Origin of the sequence: Marinomonas arctica (assembly GCF_003259225.1) — a bacterium.
GTDB classification, from domain to species: domain Bacteria; phylum Pseudomonadota; class Gammaproteobacteria; order Pseudomonadales; family Marinomonadaceae; genus Marinomonas; species Marinomonas arctica.
In genome coordinates, this window is record NZ_QHJF01000034.1 from 37,260 (window position 1) to 61,581 (window position 24,322).

The 24,322-nt window shown below is 46.0% G+C and carries 23 protein-coding genes and 2 pseudogenes; 8 read left to right on the forward strand and 17 right to left on the reverse strand.

Going from position 1 to position 24,322, the window contains the following annotated elements; genetic code table 11:
- Window positions 1-52: 52 nt before the first annotated feature.
- From etfB to DK187_RS18295, 7 genes are all read right to left on the reverse strand, one after another.
- A complete protein-coding gene (etfB, locus tag DK187_RS18265) occupies window positions 53-829 on the reverse strand; it encodes an electron transfer flavoprotein subunit beta (protein ID WP_111608765.1) in 777 nt (258 codons plus the stop codon).
- Window positions 819-2,096, reverse strand: coding sequence for an electron transfer flavoprotein subunit alpha (gene etfA / locus DK187_RS18270; protein WP_111608766.1), 1,278 nt, complete (start codon window positions 2,094-2,096; stop codon window positions 819-821). Before etfA ends, etfB begins: the two co-directional genes overlap by 11 nt.
- Window positions 2,096-4,021, reverse strand: a complete 1,926-nt coding sequence (locus DK187_RS18275; RefSeq protein ID WP_269808143.1) for a (Fe-S)-binding protein — start codon at window positions 4,019-4,021, stop codon at window positions 2,096-2,098. The genes etfA and DK187_RS18275 overlap by 1 nt, the downstream gene beginning before the upstream one ends.
- Window positions 4,022-4,039: 18 nt before the next feature.
- Entirely contained in the window at window positions 4,040-6,106 is a 2,067-nt protein-coding gene (gene dgcA, locus DK187_RS18280; protein ID WP_111608767.1) for a dimethylglycine demethylation protein DgcA, read from the reverse strand.
- Window positions 6,107-6,187: 81 nt separating this feature from the next.
- Window positions 6,188-6,733: a DUF5943 domain-containing protein gene (locus DK187_RS18285; protein ID WP_111608785.1), complete on the reverse strand. Its 546-nt coding sequence runs from the start codon at window positions 6,731-6,733 to the stop codon at window positions 6,188-6,190.
- Between the two features lie 2 nt (window positions 6,734-6,735).
- Window positions 6,736-7,713, reverse strand: a complete 978-nt coding sequence (locus DK187_RS18290) for a dipeptidase (RefSeq protein WP_111608768.1) — start codon at window positions 7,711-7,713, stop codon at window positions 6,736-6,738.
- Between the two features lie 335 nt (window positions 7,714-8,048).
- On the reverse strand, window positions 8,049-8,234 hold the full coding sequence (locus DK187_RS18295; protein WP_111608769.1) for a ribbon-helix-helix domain-containing protein: 186 nt from the start codon (window positions 8,232-8,234) through the stop codon (window positions 8,049-8,051).
- 230 nt (window positions 8,235-8,464) lie between these two features.
- Between DK187_RS18295 and DK187_RS18300 the strand changes: the two genes are divergently transcribed.
- Window positions 8,465-9,262, forward strand: a complete 798-nt coding sequence (locus DK187_RS18300) for a M48 family metallopeptidase (RefSeq protein WP_111608786.1) — start codon at window positions 8,465-8,467, stop codon at window positions 9,260-9,262.
- Between the two features lie 464 nt (window positions 9,263-9,726).
- Window positions 9,727-12,615, forward strand: coding sequence for a ligand-binding sensor domain-containing diguanylate cyclase (locus tag DK187_RS18305; RefSeq protein ID WP_111608770.1), 2,889 nt, complete (start codon window positions 9,727-9,729; stop codon window positions 12,613-12,615).
- Window positions 12,616-12,699: 84 nt separating this feature from the next.
- Here DK187_RS18305 and DK187_RS18310 read toward each other — a convergent pair whose 3' ends face one another.
- The 6 genes from DK187_RS18310 to DK187_RS21420 form a co-directional block, all read right to left on the reverse strand.
- Window positions 12,700-13,551, reverse strand: coding sequence for a mechanosensitive ion channel family protein (locus DK187_RS18310; RefSeq protein ID WP_111608771.1), 852 nt, complete (start codon window positions 13,549-13,551; stop codon window positions 12,700-12,702).
- Window positions 13,552-13,596: 45 nt separating this feature from the next.
- Window positions 13,597-14,568 (reverse strand): calcium/sodium antiporter, encoded by a 972-nt coding sequence (locus tag DK187_RS18315; protein ID WP_111608772.1) that lies wholly within the window; start codon window positions 14,566-14,568, stop codon window positions 13,597-13,599.
- Window positions 14,569-15,392: 824 nt separating this feature from the next.
- Window positions 15,393-16,256: an OmpA family protein gene (locus tag DK187_RS18325; RefSeq protein ID WP_204355654.1), complete on the reverse strand. Its 864-nt coding sequence runs from the start codon at window positions 16,254-16,256 to the stop codon at window positions 15,393-15,395.
- Window positions 16,253-16,669, reverse strand: coding sequence for a DUF4398 domain-containing protein (locus DK187_RS18330; protein WP_162623554.1), 417 nt, complete (start codon window positions 16,667-16,669; stop codon window positions 16,253-16,255). Before DK187_RS18330 ends, DK187_RS18325 begins: the two co-directional genes overlap by 4 nt.
- Before the next feature lie 377 nt (window positions 16,670-17,046).
- Complete coding sequence (locus DK187_RS21415; protein ID WP_223232199.1) at window positions 17,047-17,379, reverse strand: Crp/Fnr family transcriptional regulator; 333 nt, start codon at window positions 17,377-17,379, stop codon at window positions 17,047-17,049.
- Complete coding sequence (locus DK187_RS21420; RefSeq protein WP_223232200.1) at window positions 17,376-17,666, reverse strand: cyclic nucleotide-binding domain-containing protein; 291 nt, start codon at window positions 17,664-17,666, stop codon at window positions 17,376-17,378. Before DK187_RS21420 ends, DK187_RS21415 begins: the two co-directional genes overlap by 4 nt.
- 480 nt (window positions 17,667-18,146) lie before the next feature.
- Between DK187_RS21420 and DK187_RS21600 the strand changes: the two are divergent.
- Together DK187_RS21600 and DK187_RS21605 are read left to right on the forward strand one after the other, a co-directional pair.
- Window positions 18,147-18,917: pseudogene (locus DK187_RS21600) on the forward strand (PAS domain-containing protein); the annotation flags it as partial.
- 105 nt (window positions 18,918-19,022) lie between these two features.
- Window positions 19,023-19,460, forward strand: a pseudogene (locus tag DK187_RS21605) (methyl-accepting chemotaxis protein); the annotation flags it as partial.
- 176 nt (window positions 19,461-19,636) lie between these two features.
- Here DK187_RS21605 and DK187_RS18345 read toward each other — a convergent pair.
- From DK187_RS18345 to DK187_RS18365, 4 genes are all read right to left on the reverse strand, one after another.
- Window positions 19,637-20,209: a GNAT family N-acetyltransferase gene (locus tag DK187_RS18345; protein WP_204355655.1), complete on the reverse strand. Its 573-nt coding sequence runs from the start codon at window positions 20,207-20,209 to the stop codon at window positions 19,637-19,639.
- 176 nt (window positions 20,210-20,385) lie between these two features.
- The gene (locus DK187_RS18350) at window positions 20,386-20,625 is read right to left on the reverse strand and encodes a DUF6429 family protein (RefSeq protein ID WP_111608777.1); all 240 of its coding nucleotides are present in this window, start codon (window positions 20,623-20,625) and stop codon (window positions 20,386-20,388) included.
- Between the two features lie 500 nt (window positions 20,626-21,125).
- A complete protein-coding gene (locus DK187_RS18360; protein ID WP_111608779.1) occupies window positions 21,126-21,410 on the reverse strand; it encodes a hypothetical protein in 285 nt (94 codons plus the stop codon).
- A gap of 146 nt (window positions 21,411-21,556) precedes the next feature.
- Window positions 21,557-22,123 (reverse strand): GNAT family N-acetyltransferase, encoded by a 567-nt coding sequence (locus tag DK187_RS18365; protein WP_204355656.1) that lies wholly within the window; start codon window positions 22,121-22,123, stop codon window positions 21,557-21,559.
- Between the two features lie 117 nt (window positions 22,124-22,240).
- Between DK187_RS18365 and DK187_RS18370 the strand changes: the two genes are divergently transcribed.
- The 4 genes from DK187_RS18370 to DK187_RS18390 form a co-directional block, all read left to right on the forward strand.
- Entirely contained in the window at window positions 22,241-22,333 is a 93-nt protein-coding gene (locus tag DK187_RS18370; RefSeq protein WP_223232201.1) for a DUF3010 family protein, read from the forward strand.
- 411 nt (window positions 22,334-22,744) lie between these two features.
- Window positions 22,745-23,050 carry an IS66 family insertion sequence element accessory protein TnpA gene (tnpA, locus tag DK187_RS18380; protein WP_111608781.1) on the forward strand — a complete coding sequence of 102 codons (306 nt, stop codon included), beginning with the start codon at window positions 22,745-22,747 and terminating at the stop codon, window positions 23,048-23,050.
- Window positions 23,047-23,415: an IS66 family insertion sequence element accessory protein TnpB gene (gene tnpB / locus DK187_RS18385; RefSeq protein WP_111608782.1), complete on the forward strand. Its 369-nt coding sequence runs from the start codon at window positions 23,047-23,049 to the stop codon at window positions 23,413-23,415. Before tnpA ends, tnpB begins: the two co-directional genes overlap by 4 nt.
- Before the next feature lie 34 nt (window positions 23,416-23,449).
- The coding region (locus DK187_RS18390) for an IS66 family transposase (protein ID WP_162623555.1) at window positions 23,450-24,322 on the forward strand (873 nt) is incomplete at its 3' end.

Consider the following 24,322-nt stretch of genomic DNA (forward strand, 5'->3'; position numbering starts at 1 on the left):
TTTTATTCAGTCAATAACCATAGCGAGATATAGCTTATACCTAAATAAGCCCCTAACGCACCACTTTTTCTTCGAGTAGCAAATCAAATATGGCCTTGGCTTTTTCCTCTGGGGTTTCATTCTTCATGATCTTACCACCACTGCCCACGGGTTTTGCTGTCGCGGCTTTCATTCGATCCGCCGCCGTCTTCGCTTTAACCACTTTTAAGCGTTTCGGTCTAGGTTTTGCGGCGGTGATTTTCCATTGGTGTGCCGCCTCATCCACCACAGTGTCCATAGCCAGTACATGAAAGTCTGCTCTTAGTCCCGGCCCAAAGGCCGTTTGACGAGCTTCTTGAGCGGCATTATCGACACTGGCAATAAATGGCAGCGTGACGATCACAGACCGACGCTGACCACGAGGTAACGCTAATAGCACTTCGGCGCTCTCAGCAGAAACACTGACAATATCCGCTACTCTGGGCACCAAGGGCCAATTAAGCTGATCAGCCAATAAATAAGGCAACATACCCGATGACTCTCCGTTCTCGGAACGAACGCCCGTTAATACAATATTGACTGAGTTTTCTGTCAAAAAACTTACCAATGCCGGTAATGCATCACAACCTTGTGCTTGCTCCAGTACCGTCAGGGACGACAAGCCCATGCCTGCATATTGTCGAAGTACAGGCTCTTGGGGGTTGCCTGCGTGTACCACGGTTAAGTTTTTTCCCGCTAATTTCAACCCCAGCTCGACTGCTCGGCCATCTTGCTCCGCTCGACGAGCACGACCCGATTGTGGATGGCGACCTACTGATACCAAAGAAATCACATTCACATTAGGCTGCATCGCTTTTCTCCTCTAGGCTGGCAAGTGACGCGTGTTGCTGAGCCAGTCTGGTCAGCTCAGCTAATATTTCCTCACTGTCCGCAATGACTGCCAAATCCGCGCGTTTCACCATGTCACAACCAGCATCCGTATTAATCGCCACCACCTTGTCACATTGCCCAATCCCTTGCATATGCTGAATGGCACCCGAAATGCCTACCGCCACATACACTCGAGCCGTCACCCAGGTTCCCGATGCTCCCACTTGACGGGAACGTGGCATAAAGCCGTCGTCCACCGCAACACGACTGGCACCTTCCGTTGCCCCCAGGGCAGCAGCAGCGGCATGGAACTGGTCCCAATTGTGAATACCGTTGCCCGCTGACAAGATAAATTCCGCTTCCGCTAAAGGTACTGCGTTGGAATCCACCGCGATCTGCCCTTGATCAAATAAACGTTGCTTCGTATTCACGTTGACATCAAGCGCCAATGGCAAGACCTGATGGCGAGTTCGATCAATGGCATCCGCACATTCTTCGAGTAGCATTAAAATACGTGGTGTTGCGCGGCTAATGTCCACACTCGACGAAGCACCACGACAAATCGTTTGTGTGCCATTCACCTGCCACGCTTGAGTCGCGGGTCGTTCGCCTAACCGGGCGGCCAAACGGGAAGCCAAATCCGCCCCACCGTTCACGCTGTCTGGAAACAACCAATAATCTGGATAAAATTGCGTTTCTATCTGTTCCAGTGCTGCTAGCCTTGCCTCTGGTGCAAAGCCATTAAATTCCTGACCGGCAAGATGAATCAAGCGATCCACTCCCGCTAAATCAAATTGTGTCTCTTTATTCTCTCCAAAGCACACCAGCACCACGGCGACGGCGGCTTTTTCAGTCGCAAGTTGATGCGCCAATCCTAAAATGTCTTTGTCGTGACGCGTCAAACGCCCACCCACCATATCCGCCACCACCATGATGTAACCATCTGGATTCTCGACGATATGCAACGGCAGCAGTGTTTCTTGTGCCTCGCTGGTGCGTTTTTTACTATTGAGTTCTGTAGAAGATAGATTCGCCCTATCAATTCGCTTGATGCCATTGGGACCAATAAAGCCAATGATATGCGGATTCTTTCGCAATAACCCCGATGGTCCACGCACTTCCCCCTGTCTGGCCGACATCACACTGTCGTGCAAAGGGTGCAAGCGATTACGGGCAATCCATTCGTTTCTTGGGTCACGACGAACCCCATTATTTAACGAGCGCGCTGTTGATGAAAAATCACTCATCAGTGTGTCTCCTCAATAAGCTGTCCCGCTAAAATTTCAGCAATGTCTTTTACAACAGGTCTTGGCTCTACCACGCCTTCCAACATCGCTGTGCATTGTTGGCAACCAACGGCCACCATGCTGGCGCCAGTGCTGACAACATCTTCCATGCGCATATCGGCAATACGACGTTCGCCCGGAATGTCCGTAATCGGCGCACCACCACCGCCACCACAGCAACGAGAACGGAATTTTGATCGCTCCATTTCAGCGACATCAATACCCAAGCTCGCCAAGAGTTCACGAGGCGCTTCGTATTCCCCGTTGTAACGCCCTAGATAACAAGGATCGTGATAGGTTACCTTGCCACCTTTAAAGGGTTCCAGTTGCAAAAGGCCGTCTTTCACCAAGCGATTCAAAAACGTCGTATGATGCAATACTTCTACGTTCTGTAGAGCATCAGAGCCAAAATCACCGTATTCGTTTTTCAAACAATGGAAAGCATGAGGATCGGTGGTGACAATTTTATTGAACTGATATGTCGACAAGGTTGCCAAGTTACGTTTCGCCAAGCTTTGAAACGTCGCATCATCGCCCAAACGACGGGCCACATCACCGCTGTCTAATTCTTCGTCTCCTAGAATCGCCACGTCCACATTGGCGGCTTTCATCAATTTAACAAACGCACGCAGAATCCGCTGGCTACGCATATCAAACGCACCGTCAGAGACCCAAAACAACACATCGGCTTGTTTCACGTCTTTCATAACAGGCAAGTTCTGATCCGCCGCCCAGTGAGTTCGACTCGCTGGCGCATAACCATTCGGATTATCCGTCGCGATAATATTTTCGAGGACTTGTGCACCCTTGTTTGGTGTGCTGCCTTTTTCCAGCGTCAAGAAACGGCGCATATCGACAATCGCATCCACATGCTCAATCATCATCGGGCATTCTTCCACACACGCTCGACACGTCGTACAAGACCACAGCGTATCGGGATGAATCAAACCATCGGTAATAATCTGATTCGGCGCGCCTTTCGCGTGACCAAGGTCAATACCAGGATACGGACTGCCCGCGTAGTTTTCATCTGTGCCACCCGCAAAACCCACCACCATATCTTGAATCAGTTTTTTAGGGTTTAGCGGCTGCCCCGCCGCGAATGCAGGGCAAACCGCTTCGCAACGACCACATTGCACACAGGCATCAAAACCTAATAACTGATTCCATTTGAAATCCGTTGGTTTCGCCACGCCGAGCACTTCTTTCACACTCACGCCATCGCCAAAATCGACTGGTTTTAACCCAGTAGAGCGACCGCCACCAAAACGCTCTGGACGACGATGAAAAGCAAGATGCAGCGCCCCCGCAAACGCGTGCTTCATCGGCCCACCCCATGTCATACCGAACAGCATTTCACTGAGACTCATTAAGATTAAAACTGACAAAACTAAAGTAAGCAGCCAACCACCAAAGCCCTCCGGTAGCACTCCCGCAGCAGGCAGAGTCAGCACAAAAAAAGTAATCGAAAAAGTCAGCAAACTTTTTGGCAAACGCATCCACGGCCCTTTCGACAGGCGTGAAGGCGGATTGATACGGCGCTTATAAACAAACAGTGCGCCGCAAAACATCATCACCAACGCCGCCAATAAAGCCCACGCAAGAATCTTACTGTCGACACCAAATAGGTGAACAAACACCACCAGCACCATCGCCAATACAAAACCACCACCGGTCGCCACGTGGGTTCGGGAAATGTATTTGTCCCGATCCACCACATGATGAAGGTCATGCAAATAGCGTTTTGGCATGGCCAGCAGCCCCGCCAGCATGTCAACTTTTTCTGCCTGCCCTGCGCGCCACATATTCATCCGACGCACCGCACCAATACCCGCAAGCACCAGCAAAACGCTTATTAAAGTTGGGACTAACCAATCAAGCATCATCGTAACCCCTTCATTAGCTTAGAGGTCTTTGCAAAGGCGCAAAGCATCATACATGGCGGCGTGAACATTGCGCTGCGACACATTGTCACCTAAACGCCACAAGATCATGCCTGCGCCCTTCTCTTCTGCTAAAACCGGTTGCGGTTTAATATCAAACAAGGCGTCGTTATCAATTTGACCTTTATTGAGCGAGCTTGGTTTTAGAGCGTAATACAAATCTTCATTAGGACGCGTGCCGTTTTCGACCACGATCTGATCCACGACCCGCTCTTCTTTTTGCGCGGTGTATTCGTTCTCAAGCACAGCAACCAATTTATCGCCCTCGCGGTAGACCTTGTCGAGCAGCATGTCCGAGGTCATGATGACTTCTTTTTCGTACAAAGAGCGGTAATAGGTTGGGAAGGTCGTGCCACCAATGCCGACACCAGGTTTGATATCGTCGGTGACCAATTCCACCAATGACCCTTTGGACGCCAAATAGTCCGCCGCCGACATACCAGAGAATTCGCAAATGGTGTCATAAACCAAGACGTTTTTACCCGGTTCCACCTTGCCACTGAGAATATCCCAAGTAGACACCACTAAGCCTTCCGCCGCGCCCCATTCTGGGTTTTGCTCTAAGAAAGGACGACCGCCCGTTGCCAAAATGCACACGTCTGGATTCAGTGCTTTAATCATCTCTTCGCTGGCCGCTGTGCCCAAACGCACCTCTACGCCCAAGCGCTCGATTTCCATCACCAACCAACGAGTGATACCCGCGATTTGATCACGCTGTGGTGCTTTTGCGGCCAACACTAACTGCCCACCCAGCTCGTCTGCTCTATCGATCAAGGTCACTTTATGACCCCGCTCCGCGGCAACACGCGCGGCTTCCAATCCACCAGGACCACCGCCAACCACAACCACGTTACGAATGACGCCTGTGGTTTTTTCAATGATATGTGGCAAGCCCATGTATTCCCGCGATGTCGCGGCGTTTTGAATACATAAAACATCCAAACCTTGATACTGACGATCGATACAATAGTTCGCGCCCACACACTGGCGAATTTGATCCACCTGATCCATTTTGATCTTGGCAATAAAGTGCGGGTCCGCAATATGTGCGCGCGTCATGCCGACAAAATCCACGTAACCCGCCTCAATAATACGTTTGGCTTGGTTTGGATCTTTGATATTTTGCGCGTGAATCACCGGCACATTCACCACTGCTTTAATGCCCGCTGCCAAATAAAGGAAAGGCTCTGGCGGGTAGCTCATGTTTGGAATCACGTTGGCCAAAGTATTGTGCGTATCGCAACCGGAACCCACCACACCAAAATAATCCACCATGCCAGTGGCGTCATAATACTGTGCGATCTTCTTCATTTCTTCGTGGCCCAAGCCATCGGGATGGAACTCATCGCCGGTAATACGCATACCCACGACAAAATCCGGCCCCACTTCGGCGCGCACCGCTTTTAGTACTTCCATACCAAACTTCATGCGACCTTCAAAGGTGCCGCCCCATTCATCGGTACGTTTGTTGACTCGTGGCGACCAGAACTGATCGATCAAATGCTGGTGAACCGCAGACAGTTCCACGCCATCCAAACCACCTTCTTTAGCGCGACGCGCCGCTTGGGCAAAATCCCCAATGATGCGCCACATTTCTTCCACTTCAATGGTTTTACAGGTCGCACGGTGAACCGGTTCACGAATGCCAGAAGGCGACATTAAGTTTGGCCAGTTTTCACCGTCCCAGCGAGAACGACGACCCATGTGAGTAATTTGAATCATGATCTTGCCGCCGTGCTTATGCACCGCATCGGCCAGATTTTGGAAATGAGGGATAATGCGATCTGTCGATAAATTGACCGAACTCCACCAGCTTTGCGGACTGTCGATGGACACCACACTGGAACCGCCACAAATACACAAACCACAGCCACCTTTGGCTTTTTCTTCGTAATACTTCACATAACGATCTGTCGTCATGCCGCCATCAGTGGCGTACACCTCGGCATGAGCCGTACTGACAATACGATTGCGGATGGTTAATTTATTAATGTTAAGTGGCTCGAACAACGCATCATACTGGGACATAGCAAAACCCCGCCTAACTGGCAAAATCATAAAAATGAAACGTAAAAAGAGAGAGCACCTGCCCGTGCCCTCACCTACAAATTACAGTGGAGAAACGTGGAAATACCCTACATCACACCCTTCCTCGGCTGCGCTCTGGGTTTGAATCGCTTTCGTACGAGTCGCCAACCCCTTGCTTTCTAATATCTGATCCAACGCACCCGCAAACCAGCCAGTGAACATATAATCCACCTTGCGATTGACTTTTTTACCGTGGATTTTTTCGTAGTGATAAACAAAGGCCGAGTTTTCTAAACGCACTTTTGCCGTGCCTTTTTCAATGTCCAACTCTTCGGTAATAAAAAAGCCCCAGCCACGTTGAGAAAGGCGCTTCAAGTAGTGGTGCCAAATGTCTTCGCCATAAATACCGTGGCATGCAGACTCTTGTTCACACCAAAAATAGGCAGACTTGTAACCCGCTTTGTATAAAATCTCGGCATAACGCTCGGCACCGATCTCGTCTTCAATCCCCATGTGGTTATTAACAAAGAAGTGACGCGGCACATACAGCATGGGCAACGCATCCGTCGTCCAAACACCCGTTTCATCATCAACCACAATTGGCATTTCTGGCGCATGTGTCGTCATCATCATTCTCCCCATACTTCTGCAAGAAGATTCACCCAATTCTCCCCCATAATCTTCACCACCTGACGCTCACTAAAACCATGCTTTAGCAAGGCTTCGGTCAAGTTCGGAAAATCGCCAACCGTACGCATACCCAGCGGATTGATGATCTCGCCAAAGCGCGTTAGACGGCGGGCATAGCCTTTGTCGTGGGTTAGGTATTCGAAGAAGTCGTAACCGTGACCTTGCGTAAAATCCGTGCCGATGCCAATGGCGTCTTCACCGACAATGTTGTAGATGTACTGAATGGCTTCTACGTAATCGTCAATGGTGGCGTTAATACCGGCTTTTAAGAAAGGCGCGAACATGGTGACACCGACAAAACCGCCATTGTCGGCAATGAACTTAAGCTCTTCATCGGTGCGATTACGTGGGTGTTCTTTCAAACCCGCTGGTAAACAGTGGGAATACGCCACTGGCTTTTTCGATTCGATGATGACTTCTTTGGCGGTGTTTGGCCCAACGTGAGACAAATCACACAACATACCCACACGGTTCATTTCCGCCACAATTTCACGACCATAGCCAGATAAACCGCCATCGCGCTCGTAACAGCCCGTACCAACCAAATTTTGCGTGTTGTAGCACATCTGTACTATGCCCACGCCAAGGTCTTTAAAAATCTGCACGTAACCGATTTGATCTTCAAACGCATGGGCGTTTTGAAAGCCCATCATCACGCCGGTTTTGCCTTCCGCTTTAGCACGATGGATGTCTTTGGTGGTGTACACTTTCAACAATAAATCACTATTGGCTTCAATCAGCTGATTCATCTCAACCACATTGCGGACCGTGCCTTCGAAATTTTCCCAAAACGACACCGTGCAATTCGCCGCCGTTAGCTTACCCTTCGCCATGTCTTCGAATAACTCGCGATTCCACTTCGCACAAATCAAACCGTCAATAATAATAGACTTGTCGTGTAGCTCTGCTGCGTTCATTGTTTTTCCTTACCTATTAAATACGGGCTTTTTAAAGGAGTGACTATCAATGAACTCAGTGTAATTTTTCGCTACGGGTGGGAGGTGGCTGGAAACGACTAGAGGTAGACTAAAAGCGACTTTCTACCTTTGGCATAGTCAAGTAAGAAAACCAGCGCTACACCAAAAGATCACAAAGAATAAACTTCTTCGTAGTGAATCGTAGGGCGTGATGAGGGAGGAACGACCGTAATCCGCCGTTGACTCCGAAACGTCATCAAGCCGTGCAATCAGGACTGCGTCGAATGGATGTCGTAAGAATGACAGATTGACCAAACCGTACTATCGACGAGGTGTTAAAAGCTCAAAACTCGCTCGCCCAACTCATCATCCATTTCTTCCATAAACTCATCATAGCTGTACTCGACCTCACCGCTGTCGATGCCTTCTTGAATAAGGCTGCGAAGTGTTTGCAGCTTTGTCTCATAGTCTGTGTTTTTTTGATCATTCTTGTCGGGGCTAGTTTTTGTATCTTTATCCATTTGTCACTCTCTTGCGTTTACGCAGGTTCATCATTGTATTCACAAAGTCCAAATATAGTAAAAACACTTAGATACTATTTCAGCGCTTAACAAACCCAATAACGAAAGAAGCAGACATCAAATAAGGCTTCACTCGATCTCCATTTGCTTCTAACAAAAGCCCTTCTCTATAATAGCCATTACATTCAATAGTCCATGCAGTTTTTCAAGGCGGTTTTACGATGGTGTTTATGAAGATTTCTTTTAAGGCGGCGCTGGCGGCGGCGTTAGTTGTGATCGTAGGTTGCAGTTCGTCACCGACGGGACGAAAGCAGTTTGCTGTGTTGCCTGATAGCCAGATGGATGAGATGGGCGTTCAGTCTTTTACCGAAATGAAGAAGGAGATCCCTGCATCATCGGACACCAAACTAGGCAAACAAGTACAATGCGTGGCGGATACCTTGATCGCCGTGTTGCCAGAGAAATACCGCAACCAAGCTTGGGAAGTGGTCTTGTTTAATGATGAACAAGTCAACGCTTTTGCCTTACCAGGTTATAAAGTGGGGGTTTATACGGGTCTTTTAAACCTCGCCGAAAACCAGTCTCAGTTAGCCGCGGTGGTGGGTCATGAATTGGCCCATGTAATAGCAAGACACGGTAATGAAAGGGTCTCGACTCAGTTGGCCACCAGCCAAGCGCTGTCATTGGGTTATCAGTTGAGCGGTGAGGAAACGCCAGAAAAAATCGCCATTTTTCAAGCATTGGGCATTGGCGCACAAGTCGGTATTATCTTACCTTTCAGTCGTGCTCATGAGTCAGAAGCCGATTTACTGGGCTTAGAATACATGGCCAAGGCTGGCTTTGACCCCAGAGAAAGTGTTGCGTTGTGGCGCAACATGAGCGCCGGTGGAGAGAGCAAAACACCAGAGTTGCTGTCCACACACCCAGCTAATACTACTCGTATCAAAGATTTAGAGGCCAATTTGCCAAAAAATCTCGCTATTTATGAACCTCTTGTTGCACAAAACAAACAAGCAAAATGCTACTGAGTATTAAATAAAACTCAGCTGAGACAAGCTAACCTCTAAGATACTTGTTAACTTGTCTCGGTTGTCTATTTACAGACTCTATTTCCAAACAAGATTTTTACCCACTGCTCACGATCACTTTTATTAAGTTAATATTAAGAATCCGTCCCGGATAATCATAAATATTCACTTACTATTGTACTTATCTATATTTAAAGGTTTTCCCTCAATAGATTAAAGCCTAATTTTCAATACGGCTTAAAATGAACACTGAATTTTCAGTAACATTTAGAAACATTTTTTGTAAATTCTTCATGATACTATCCAGCTCACTCATGAACCTTTTTTATTATTCCGTTAGATGCTTGTGCCAGGTTAAAAATTTACATGGCAAAATGCTATAAATTTGACGACGTATTAGAACCCTAACAGCCTAAAAAAAGACACAATATTACAAACGCGTATAAGCAAGAGGGAAAAAAGAAATGCACGCTAGTCTGCAAAAAGCACTGCCATGGTGGTTAGCAATGGTGCTAATGTGCTATGCAAATATTGCCCATGCGACAACCCCTCTTGCCGATTATTTCACTGACACCTGGTCTACCCAAGACGGCCTACCACATAACAGTATCAATGCCATAGCGCAGACCTCCGACGGGTATTTATGGTTCGCCACTTGGGAAGGCGTTGCGCGTTATAACGGCCGTGATTTTCGCTTTTATGAACGCTCCGCCCACACCGGCATCAGAGACTCCGGCACCCGAGCATTAGTCTCAGATAATCACAATGGTTTATGGGTTGCCGGGGCAAGAGGCAGCATAACCTATCGCAAAGATCGCCAATGGCAACCGCAATCGGTGGCCCGCAGCATGGTCAATCATTTACTCAAGGACAAAGCAGGCAATCTCTGGCTGGCGGCAGAAGGCTTGGGCGTCTTCTATCGCGCAAAATCAACAGAGACAACGTCTGCCGATGACGATATTTGGCTACTGCACAATATCAGCGCTTATCGGCTACTGGAAGACAGCCAAGGTCGAATTTTTGCAGCAACAGATAAAGGTTTATTCCATTTAAATGGTCCCGACAAAAAAGAGCTATTAACGCAATATGGTTTACCCGAGTTACGCGTGTATTCCCTTTTAGAAACGCAAGATAAACGCCTAATTATTGCAACCAGCAGAGGCGCTTATGTACTAGAAAACAACCAAGCGTATTTATTGCACCCAAGTTTAGCCGGTGAAAGCATTACTTCCTTAATGGAAGACAATGAAAATAATCTCTGGCTAGGCACCATGAATAAAGGTCTTTTAAGATTAAACAAACAACTCATTGAAACCTTAAATGTGAAATCTGGCCTTCCGAATAATCGCGTTTTATCAATACTGCAAGATTTAGAAGGCAGTATTTGGGTCGGGACGAATGGTGGTTTAATGCGTTTACGCAAAGCGCCATTTACGACCTGGACAAAAGAACGCCACCTTATAGGTGACTATGTCCGAAGCGTGATTGAAGTCAGTTCTAATACTGTATTAGTCGGTTCTAGTGAAGGCCTGAGTCTCATTGAAAACAACATCGCATACAACGCAAGGCTGAATACAGGTTCTGCTATTTCTGTGCTAAGCTTTGGTAAACGCCAACAAGGTGGCGCTTGGGTCGGCACTTATTTGAATGGTCTAATGCTTTGGCAAGACAACCAACTCTCCCCTTACCTTAATCAACAAAATGGCTTACCCAGCGACGAAGTAAGAGCCGTATTAGAAGACCACCACGGTAACGTATGGATTGGCACCACAAGCGGATTAGTCAGACAAGATCCAACAGGACAACAACAAATCTTTACCCGCGAAAATGGTCTGCCTGATAATTATATTATGGCATTGGCCGAGGATGATCGCGGACAACTCTGGGTCGGAACTGGGGTTGGCGCCGCAAAATTGACCACAGACGGATTTGAAAGCATTCCCATTAACACGATGGAAGAAGCCGAGTATGCCTTTGGTTTCTGGATGGAGAGTGGCTACGTTTGGATCGCGACCGATCGTGGTCTAGTCCGTTATCGCCAAAAAGATGGCCAACTAGGCTTAGTCGGCCGTCGTGCAGGATTACCCATCGATAAGCTGTTTCAAGTTATTTATGATGGCTCAAACAGTTTGTGGTTAACCAGTAATCGTGGCATTTGGCAAATAAGTTACCAAGCCGCCCATGCTGTTGCCGATGGTCGCCAACAACATATTGAGTTCGAACACTTTACCGAAAGCGATGGCATGGCCAGTGCCCAAGCAAACGGAGGTTCCAACCCTGCCGCTATTGCCATGGCTGATGGTCGATTATGGTTTGCCACCGCCAAAGGCGTTGCCATGGTCAACAGTTCCAGTGTGCTACAAAAAAATACTGCCCGCTTGCCTCTGGTGATTGAATCCATGTCGGCTGATGGACACGCCTTGCCAATCAACAAAAAACACATCCTGCCTGCTGGCACCAACCGAGTACTCTTTGATTATGCGGGCTTGGGCTATGTTATGTCGTCACGCATTGAGTATCGCACTCGCCTCGTCGGCTTTGAAAAAGACTGGGCCGCCAGAGGGAAAAATACCATTGCCGAATACACCAACTTAGAACCGGGTCACTATCAATTTTTAGTCAGTGCCCGTTACCCATACAGTGACTGGCACAATGCCGAAGACGTTTACGAATTCGAAATTTTACCCTACGTTTGGCAACGACTCGACGTACAAATTGCCTGCGCACTGTTCATCCTAATGCTCTTAGCTGGCGGACTTCGTTGGCGCTTGCAGCGTTTAAGACAAAGTGAGGTTCGTTTAAAAGCCCTTGTAGAATCACAAACTTATGCGCTGCGTCAGCAATCAGAAGACTTCCAACGTCAAGCCAATGAAGATCAGCTGACCGGCTTGCCTAACCGACGCGCTTTTGATCAATGGCTTAGTGAGAAGTTTGTGGAAGCCAAGCAACAACATTCTTCTCTCGCTTTGGTGATCATGGATATCGACTACTTTAAAAGGATCAACGACCAGTATTCACATCTCACTGGTGATAGAGCCATCCAAGCCCTTGCTAAACAGCTACAAGCACTAATCGATCATCAGGTACATGCCGCTCGCTGGGGTGGTGAAGAATTCACCTTAATGATAAAAGGTATGGATGACACCGACGTAGCGGCTTACTGTGAAGCATTACGCCATCGTATAGATACTTATAACTATCTCGATATAGCGACAGACCTGACGATGACCGTCAGTATGGGCGTCGCATTTTCTCATCAGGTAGAGAATTATCAGGACCTACTTAAACTGGCTGACCAAGCTCTATACCGAGCGAAGGAACAAGGAAGAAACCGAGTAGAAATATGGCAGTAATGGCTCTCAGAAAAGAGTGGCCACTCAAGCCATGTTTAGCTGCCCTCAAAGCAGCTAAACATGTATATAGACAGTCAAACCTTGTTAAGGCTTTTCTTTCAATACCGGCATACTTTGTTCAGTAACCACGTGCAAAGTACGCTGAGGGAACGGGATGGTTAAACCTGCCTCTTCGATGGACTCTTTCACGCGTTTATTTAAATCCCAGTAAGCTGGCCAATAATCTTCGTTTTTTGCCCACGCTCTAAGCTGCAGGTTTACCGAGCTGTCCATCATAGACACCACCATGGTCTGCGGCGCAGGGTCTGGCAATAACCGAGATTCACTTGCGATGACTTTTTGCAGTACAGACAACCCTACGTCGATAGAATCTGAATACGATATTCCGACCACAATATCCATTCGTCGCTTACCATTTCGTGTGAAGTTTTTAATACTGCCTCCCCACAAAACACTATTAGGCGAGGCAATATATAAGCCATCAACGGTTTCAAACACACAGGTAAACAAATTGATTTCCTTTACCGTACCTTGCGTTGAACCAAACTCAATAAAATCACCCGCCTTAAATGGACGCAATATCAGTAGCATAATACCCGCAGCAATATTACTTAAGGTGTCTTTTAACGCCAAACCGATTGCTAAACCAGCCGCACCGACTAAGGCAATAAGACTGGCAGTATTGACCCCAAAAATATCTAAAATAAACACGCCACCAATAATATACACCGCATAACTGGCAACGGTTGAAAAAATCGGCAGCAAAGTCGCGTCCAATTTTTTTAGCTTAGAATTGGTATTCAATATCGCCTTTCGTACCGTTCTTGCTATAAAAGAACTGGCCGTGAATATCACGACGGCTAATACTAAGTTATAACAAAGTGAAATAATCGTATCCGAATGATTTTGCCAAAATTGAATCAGTGTCTCTTGCATAAGCATCTCTTCTTCGTTTTATCCTAACCAATACAAAATATTAAATTACCCAATAACAGAGGAAACCAGCCAAATGTTATAAGCCACAAACGCCAGCAACAGACCCGCACCTTCAAATCGGTTGATACGCCCCGCCCGACGGAAACCATATGCCATAACCAGCAACATTACCGTCATGCCCATCATCACCAGCCAATCACGTGATAACACCTCGGCAGACAAATTTGTCATCGGCGAAATACTCCCCGCAATCCCTATTACGGCAAGTATGTTAAACATATTCGATCCCACCACGTTACCAATGGCAATATCGTGCTCGCCTTTTCTCACCGCAATAATTGACGCCGCCAATTCTGGTAACGAGGTTCCCAATGCCACAATGGTCAAGCCGATAATCAAATCGCTCACCCCAAACGCTTGGGCAATATTCACCGCTCCCCACACCAATACACGAGAACTAATGATCAACACAACAAGACCAAACACCAACCAAAAAATGGCTCTGGATTTAGACATAGTATGAGTCACCAGCTCTTGTTCCATTTCGCCTTCGAGTGCATCGCCTTTGCCTTTCATTGCAGAATAAATACTCCAGCCAACCAAAGCAAAAAAACCAACCAACAAAAGCGCAGACTCAAAACGTGTCAACGACCCATCCCAAATCAAATAACCAAATACCAAACCAATTAACAGCAACAACGGAAGTTCTTTTCGAACAATATTAGATTGCACCATAATCGGCGCAATCAGGGCCGTCACACCCAAAATCAACCCCGTATTAACAATGTTCGAACCCAGCGCGTTGCCCAAAGCAAGATCAGGATTATCATCCATCGCTGCCATCGCAGACACCACCATTTCAGGCGCCGACGTACCAAACCCCACAATCACCATACCAATCAATAGAGAAGGCATACCAGCGTATTTTGCCGTAACCGCCGCCCCTTCCACAAAACGATCGGCACTCCATACCAATAGAACAAAACCGACTAATAAAGCCAGAATAGCAAGCGTCATAACGTTACCTCAGGTTTGAAAAAAGAAATAAGTCCAATGTTCCTATCTTGCTTAGCACTTATCAGGTGACTTAAGAAGAATCGACAAAAAGCAAAAAAGCCCGTCTGCTGAGGTCGAATAGACCTAACTGAAACGTAGCTGGAAAACAGCGCGTGAAACACACAAGTTATAAAAATACTGACAGCGACATCATGCCTTGTAAAAAGCCATCGCCCATTGACGTTATTCATCCCCGTCGACCCTCCTATAAAAGGATAGTACAAAGGAACGTTTTAGCTGAAACACATTCTCATCCTCGGGGCGGAAGGGACAAAGGCAAGAGCCATCCTCCACCCCGAGAACAACGCTTGCCTTAGGTCTTGTCAATCCAAACAAACAGGATATAACCGCCACGAACGACTGTTCGGAGACTGTTGACGGCTATCTCAGACAAAGCTGAGAGACTACTCCCCTAAGGTTCGACAGATGATATTACTATTTATCCTGCTTAACAATCTTCATCTTGAGTAATTCATCGTTCAATTTACTAGGACACAAATAACATGGTCGAGCAGAATCAACGTCTTCGAAGCGAATCATAGGGGGTGATGAGAGAATGTAATGAATGTCATAGGACACATCTTTAAAAGCCTGTGTTTGCAAGGTGTTTAAAGTGGGTGAGCTAATACTAATTACGACTGCATTCTAAAGTTAGATCGCTTGTTTAGCCCATTATTAATAGGGTTGTATCGCAATAAATAAGCCCTTAGGCAATGACTGCCAAAGGGCTTGTTATGAAAGCTTATAAATTTACTTTGTCGTATCTTGACGGAATAATGGCTACTTTAAGACGTCACACTATTTGAGATAACAATCTCAACTCGTCGATTGTTTTGACGACCTAGAGCTGTCTCGTTAGTATCAATCGGGCTACTTTTTCCTTTTGGCATAACCGTTAAGCGTCCAGAATTTATACCTTTTGTGACCAAGTAATCTCGTACAGCTGTTGCTCGGCTCTCTGACAATTTAAGGTTGAGTGCATCGCTACCAACATTGTCCGTGTGCCCCTCTATCGTAATGGTACGATCCTGATAATTATTAAGGAAAGCAGCTAAATTGTTTAGATCACCTAAAACGCTGGTTGTTAATTCCGCTTTTCCCGTAGCAAAAGATAAACTCCCCAGTGTCATCACCATGCCACGATCTGTTGCTTTGGCATTCAGCATTCCGAGCTGATTTTGAAATTCTTTGTTGCGATCTTTTGCTGCATCCGCCTGAACGCGCAACGCTTCTGCATCCGCTTTTGCCGCTGCGGTTTCAAGGCGAGAACTTTTCAACTCACTCGTACGAGAAGCCAATCTCGCGGCGTCACTTTGCTTGCTAAGACCATCACGTTGAATAACCAGTAATCGACTTTCAGCGCGCGCTTCAGCAATGCCAACTTTACGATCTGCCATCAGCATCAAGTGCTCACCTAACGCTTTATCACCAGTCGGTTGCTCAGCGGATAATACCGCAGTCTCAGCTTCATTAAATTCGATAGGTGCTAACTGAATCAGTTGAGAATCAGACTGCAATTGCGTTAACTTAGCACGCACTTGGTTTATGCCGTCTGGCTTAGTGGCTTGAGAGGAACAACCCGCCATAATGATGAGCAAGGTTGAAGTACCAACGAGCTTGGAAAAATTATTCATTATTAATGTACTCACTGGCCTTCTCCTGAATTACGATCCATTTCCTGCTGTAAAGATTCAATGCTTTTTTTCATATCATCATTCACCAGTTGTTCTTTTGTCCGAGTCGCTTTGGCGGAGGCCAGTTCGGCATTAACTTGTGATTCTTGTGCTAGTTTCAGTGCCAAATCCATTTGTTCTTTTTCTATCGCAGCACGGGCTTGTTGAAGCTTACTACGTGATTCGACCAATTCTGGCGATGGATAACCGTTAACCCCATTACGATCAGCGTCTGCTATCGCCATTTCCGCAGCTTGCAATGCGGCATCAGTTGGCGGTTGTGGGGTTTGTGCGCATGCCGATAATAATGTTGCCAAGGCAATAATAGACGTGCCATGCAGTGCATAACGGCGCAGTGAAAAAAACGATTCCTTTGTTATCTGACTCATAATATCTGTCCTATCTCTATTTAATCCATCGAACATGCTCTTTCAAGTCATGGCGCTTTTGCTCTAATATCTCTAATAACATCAATAGAGCAAATGGTTAAATCCGCACCAAAAATGTCACTCAAATCACAATCAAAAATAACGTTAAAAAAAATATCACCTCAATCCGCTTTTAAAGGCTATTTTTACTTTAATAAATAAGGTGATATGCCGTCTGTGCGCTACCAAACTTAAAGCGCTTAAAAATTGAAAAAATCTCTACTTAAAAAATCAGAACCTTTGAAAAAGGATGATACTGTTTGCTAAGTGGAAGATGAAAAATGATAAGCGAGCGAAAAGCGTAATAGGTACGTGGATGCAAACCAGAGTCAGCTTGACTAGCTCTTGGTTAAAAATGGATAGGATAGTAAACGATCTGTTTCTACTTTAACTACGGCGTAGCATTCGCAACTCAAGGTTTCCAGTTTTGGCCTATTAAGTACGGTGATACGACCGCGACTGTAGGTAATCACCCCTAGTTTTTGTAATTTTCCGGCGGCTTCAGTAACTCCTTCACGACGCACACCAAGCATATTGGCGATCAGTTCTTGCGTCATGGCAAGGTGATTGTCTGGTAAACGATCTAGGGACAACAATATCCAACGACACAACTGCTGGTCGATGGAATGATGACGGTTACATACTGCAGTCTGCGACATTTGCGTAATCAAGGGGTACTTTCTCCTCCCATAAACAAAGCAATGCCAATAAGCCCTTCATTTCCAACCACAGATATTTCAGCCGATGCACCACTTTCCATCACATTCAGCAAGGACACAATAGAATCGATAGGGAAATACACATACGCTAATTTGTCACCATCCTCATAAATCACCTGACCTAAAGAGAGTGACACTAATTCAATAAAAGGAAATAAACGCTCCCGAATGTCCTTTGATAACGCTGCTAATAAATTGTTCTGTGATGGTAAAAAGGTCCGTTCGCTTGCATCATGCATAGTATATTCCCAGAATGACTAATATGGAGTAGAGCGTACAAAAACTATAAACAGTCAATCAATTGCTCTGTACGCTACCAAACACTCTACTCTCTTTATGAGAAAGTTATCCGAAAAGGTTTGAAAATCGTCAATCTGACGAAAAAAGATTAAATACTCCCAACACTTTAGCTTTTAACGTCGAATGGTTTGTCAATACATACTTACCTGTCGCTTTATCGCTGCAGCCATGTCACACTTTCTGACTTTGGCTATCTCAAATTCCCTCTTAAAAACAGCAAGCATAAACATGGCACTGGGTGGGGAATTGTTTTCTGTAGATGATGTTCTTACTTGTTTTTTTAAGGATCAGACGACACGAGAACCGAGCGATACCTTTGCACCGTAAAAGTATCTTTATACACCTTAACTTAAATAGTTAAATAAAAACTCAACGTCCGGTTCAGCCTGCCTATTATTGAGTTTAATTGGAGTTTCTAAATGTTTAATCGCCACCTCAAAAAAGAACACGAAGCACAACTTAAAGAATTGGCGATTCTACGCCAGCTAGCTAGCCAGATGGATCGGGGGATGCTGTGCATTACCTTAAATGCCGACTTGCGAATCTCGGCCGTCAACCAAGATTTTGCGGATGCACTCGGCTTCAAGCAAGAGCAACTAGTGGGAAAATTATTGTCAGAAATGGTGCCGTCTTACGTTTCGAAACTGCCCTGTTTTCGAAACTTTAATGACGCCGTGGCAAAGTTCAATCCCGTCAGCGACGATTACCGCTACTTTCGAGTAGATGGCACTCTCGCTTGGATAAATATTCAGTGGATTCCGGTACGAGGAGAGGACGGCACGCTCGCCTTCGTAAAGGGTTATGGTCGCGATGTAACACAAAAAATAGTCAGCGCAAAAGAAAGTGAGTCTTTCATTAATGCATTGATCCGTTCGACCGCGGTTATCCAATTCAACCTAGATGGCACTGTCATCACTGCAAACGAACAGTTTCAGCAGGCTATGGGGTACCGCTTAGATCAACTCATCGGTAAACACCATCGTACATTTTGCACCACTGAAGATAGTGCTTCGCCAGAATACGCTAACTTTTGGAAAAAATTAAATAACGGCGTTTACGTGGCGGACCGTTTTAAACGCATAGATAGCAAAGGCGCCGATGTGTGGCTGGAGGCAACCTATAATCCCGTCTATGACGCCGAGGGCAACCTCAGCAAAATCGTAAAATTTGCGAGCGTTATCACCGATCAAGTGGCACGAGAAACGCAGGTAAGAGAAGGCGCAAGCGTTGCCTACGATGTGTCACAACAAACGGACATAAGTGCCAAAAAAGGTGCAATCGTCGTACAACAAACCGTCGAAACCATGCAGCAGATAGCGGCACAAATGCAGACAGCAACCGAAAGCATTGAAGCTCTGGGCAAACAATCCTTACAAATCAACGCCATAGTGCAAACCATCGGGGGCATTGCAGAGCAGACAAACTTGCTGGCGCTAAACGCTGCTATCGAGGCTGCCAGAGCCGGAGAACAGGGTCGAGGATTCGCAGTTGTGGCCGATGAAGTACGAAAATTGGCGGCACGCACCAGTTCCGCTACCGAAGAGATTGTGGGCGTAGTGAAGAAAAACCAAGGGCTCTCAGATGACGTCATGCGCCAGATGCTCAACTCCCAAGAAAGAGCCCAACAAGGCTTAGAGCTAGCCAACCAGTCAGGCACTGTCATTGTAGAGATTCAGGAAGGCGCCAAACAGGTGGTACACGCTGTAGGCCGTTTTGCCAACGAATTAAAATAGAGAAAACAGTGTTCATGTAGAGTCAGACACAAAATACTATTTTTTATCTGACTCTACGCTCGGGACATTTATCTCCACTGTTATTTTCATTGCCAACTGCGCTGTTTCCTTGATATGACTGCCTTCTAGAGGTGGGTGGCTTATTAAATGCGAAAAACGAGTCAACCTCAACGACATTACTCATCCGCGTTTTCCATTATCTTCTCAAACCGAAACATCTCATCATCTTCCTCTTCAGGAATTTGGCGTGAATCCTGGTGAGGGTCTGGATGGTATCGGTTATAAAAATCGACAATCTTGAAACCGCACCGGTTTACGTAAAAATGAATATTTCTTTTCTCGAAATAGGGCGTCACCGTTTCCCAGACTTTGGTAAACGGAAATTCTTGTTCAATCGCTTTCCAAGCCTTCAACCCCAAACCTCGACTTTGTTGGCTGGTCGCAATGAAGAAAAGTGATAAGTTATTCCAACCGCTGATGGGGTCTATTACCAAAACAGCGCCACCAACACGTTGCTCGTCTTCCATGATCCAGTAAGTCACGGCCCCCGTGGCGTTGAATGACTTTTCAATATCGTCATCAGAAGGAATCGGCTCTTCAAGCGGATGCCCAAAATCGGCCTCTGCCGCCACACGGAAAGAATCCTGCAACGCCAATTTAAACTCGGTGAGACTGCTCGGCTCAGCTGTGACAAGCTTTATTTTTTGGCTCTCTTCTCGTTCTTGCACCACTCTACCCTCAATAGACATCAAATAATCTTTAGAAATTTAACACCACACTTACGGCATTGCCAACTGCGCTATTTCCTTGATACGACTGCCTTCTAGAGGTGGGTGGCTTGGTAAATGCTAACTGCCTTCTAGAGGTGGGTGGCTTGGTAAATGCTAACTGCCTTCTAGAGGTGGGTGGCTTGGTAAATGCTATTTCACTTTCCCGTGCCCTTAGTAAAAAGCACTTTAAACAACGCCTCTGATTTCGCCAGCCCTTCCTCGGTTAATGTCACCGATTTAGATTTGCCAACTGGATTATGAATATAACCCTTTTCATGCAATCTATTGGTTATACTCCAATCAATTTGCTTCCAAGCGCGCCCAAAATCATCATGCAAAGTCAGGTAAAAAAGAGCAAGCGCGGCGTCATCGATTTTGTCTTCATCTATGTCCACAGTGTTCTCCTTATTAAATATAATGCTAAAACTGAATCATAGGTCATATAGAGTTCAACATCACATGCTTGACATTTTTATATTAGGTGAAAACCGTTGGAATTGGAGTTCCTCATTGCATTTTCTAGGCATTCACACAGAGCGTCCAATTCCTCTCGTAATGACAAACTTCGCACTTCTTTTATTGACCTACATAGATCGCCAACTATCATCTCTAGCCAGAATTTTCCAATTGTCACCCGATGAAACCCGTCCTTACCAGCAGCCTTCTTAAAGACAATCGCGTGTTCAGGAAAAGGGTATCCGTACTTTAAGATCAGACTGGCTTCTCTGCCAGTGATCTCAATTTCTATACTATCCGACACTTTGCTACTCTCTAATTCAAATGACATAAAGATTAAGGGTTATACAGTGACCTAACCTCAACTATAACCTTCTGTTGAACGACCATAATTATATAAGCCTTGCAATGCTTCTGACAAAAATCTTCGAGCCTAAAATTAAAACGGTATCCCGTTTTCCTCTTCTTCTGTTTTTAATTCAATCACCAAACCGAGTTCAGAAGTAGGTATCAGCTCCCACAATTCGTTCTGGTGAAGCCAAATCGGGTCGGCATTATTTTCTATAAATTGCTCTACAGGTAAACCGTCAACTGTTAGTGGTCGCTTTATTCTGACTTGCTTGCCATTTATAAAGATACACTGATACTTATTTCGACGCTCTGCCTTTGCGACTTTCTTTCTTTTCTTTTGAGCCGGAGTGAGCTTGTTCTTAACCTTTACCATTCTAAACCTTTTAGTGCTAATGTCTTATCACACACAATAGAACTATCTATCATCACTTATCCATTAGCTAAGCCTCTACACACTTCACCTGCGAGATAAGATGTCAAGTCACCACGATCATATGACTCGTTTTCAGAGGTAGCTTACTAATTCTTGTTAATTTCGTCTGTGTTATCCATTATCTTCTCAAACCTAAACATCTCATCGCCATCTTCCTCATCATGAATTTGGCGTGAATCCTGATGAGGGTCTGGATGGTATCGGTTATAAAAATCGACAATCTTGAAACCGCATCGGTTTACGTAAAAGTGAATATTTCTTTTCTCGAAATAGGGCGTCACCGTTTCCCAGACTTTGGTAAACGGAAACTCTTGTTCAATCGCTTTCCAAGCCTTCAATCCCAAACCTCGACTTTGTTGGCTGGTCGCAATGAAGAAAAGTGATAAGTTATTCCGACCGCTGATGGGGTCTATTACCAAAACAGCGCCACCAACACGTTGCTCGTCTTCCATGATCCAGTAAGTCACGGCCCCCGTGGCGTTGAATGACTTTTCAATATCATCATCAGAGGGAATCGGCTCTTCAAGCGGATGCCCAAAATCGGCTTCTGCCGCCACACGGAAAGAATCCTGCAACGCCAATTTAAACTCGGTTAGACTGCTCGGCTCAGCTGTGACAAGCTTTATTTTTTGGCTCTCTTCTCGTTCTTGCACCACTCAACCCTCAACAGACATCAAATACTCTTTAGAAATTTAACACCACACTTACGGCATTGCCAACTGCGTTATTTCCTTGAAGCAACAGCCTTCTAAAGGTGGGTGGCTTGTTAAATGCGATTCAAAGCAACAGGCTTACGCGCATTTCAAGAAGGTGCTTTCACTGTGGCTTATGCTGCACTTTCAGAACACATTCCTGAAGCGTAAGTAGTTAGATTTCGCAATAAAAAAAACGGACGCCATTGAATGACGTTCGTTTTTTTATTGCTTTGAGTTATGCTCAAGCCCCCAGCAAGAGTAAGTTTTTTCGCTGATGATAGGTTAACGCCAACTCGATACAGTGCTTGATAGCAACTTTGGGCAATGGTTTAGACAATGATAAAACAATGGCTCTGTTTCCCTGAAAGTCCAACACCTCGCCATATAATTCACGGAACGTATCGACTAACTTTGTTTGGCAATGAAAAAAGAGACAGTAATGATCAGGAGATTTTAGTTTCCAATCCATCCTAATTGGACTGCCTGTTTTAACGTAAGCGTCACTAAATCAGCCTCTAGTTTTCGTGCTTAGTCCCTTCCACACTGTGCTTCGTCCCTATCAATGACGGAGCTATCAACATGAGTACAAACACAATATTAAACCAAACTTGGGCTGCCCATATCGATAAATGGCAGTCATCTGGGTTATCCGCCAAAGCTTTCTGTGAACAAGAAGGCTTGGTGTATCACCAGTTTAGCTATTGGCGGCAGAAGTTTTCATCTGCGGATGACTCGCGAAATAAATCAAAATTAGTGCCGGTAGCATTGGCAACGCCTTCTCAGCAGACTAGCGATCTAGAAATTCTGCTCCCCAATGGGGTGGTCATACGTGGCATTGATGCGGGTAATATTCCATTAGTGACTAGCTTGGTCGCCGCTTTATGAAACCACGTTACCTGCGTCCTGCTTTAAATTTACCCCAGATATTTTTGTACCGAGACCCAGTGGATTTTAGAAAACAGGCCCATGGGCTGGCGGTGCTGATCGAGCAAGATCTGGGGCACAATCCGTTTTCTGGAGCCTTGTACGCGTTTACCAATCGGCATCGCAATAAGATCAAATGCGTGATGTGGGAAGATAATGGCTTCGTGCTCTATTACAAAGGTTTAGCAGAAGAAAAGTTTAAATGGCCCAAAGCCTCAGACGAATTGGTCTCCCTCAATGGCGAGCAGATAAATTGGCTGCTAGATGGCTACGATCTTAGCCTAATGCAAGGCCATAAAACCTTGCATTATGAAGCACTTTGTTAGCGATTTTTGCAGTGTTTTTGGTTACCATAACGCTATGAAAATCGCGTCTAAATCTTACTCCAAAAAGCCGGATTACAGTCAGTTATCACAAGCTGAGCTGGTGTCTTTGCTGTTGCAAAAAGACGCATCCTTAGCTCAGCGTGATGCAGACATCAAACAGCGTGATGCCTATATCGAGCGTCTTGAAGAGATCATCCGTCTGCAAAAAGTACAACGCTTCGCTGCCAAGAGCGAGAAGCAGCCGTTTCAGATCACCCTGTTTGATGAAGCAGAACTGGAAAGTGCGATTGACGATCTGATTGATGAGATTCCAGAAGACTCGTTGAGCCAAGAGCTGGCACAAACCAAGAAAACCCGCCAGCGTCAACGTGGCTTCTCGACCTCATTAAACCGAATCCGTCGTGAGATTAGTTTAAGCGATGACGACAAAGCCGGTGCAACCAAAACCTTCTTCACCAAAGTGAAAGAAGAACTGGAGTTTATCCCCGCTCAGCTCAACGTGATCGAGATCTGGCAAGAGAAAGCGGTGTTCGAATCGCCAACGGGCGAACACGTTATCGCAGCAAAGCGGCCAACCCATCCGCTGGGTAAATGCATCGCCACCACCTCCTTATTGGCGTACATCATCACATCAAAATATACCGATGGGTTACCTCTGTATCGTTTAGATGGCATGTTAGCACGTCTTGGTCACGAGATCGGTCGCAATAATATGGCGAACTGGATCATCCGTCTCAATGACGTGTTCAAACCCTTGATCAACCTGATGCGGGAACAACAAAACCTCGGTCGTTACATTCAAGCGGATGAAACTCGCATCCAAGTGTTGAAAGAAACCGGTAAAACCGCTCAAAGCGATAAATGGATGTGGGTTACACGGGGCGGGCCACCGGATAAGCCCTCTGTA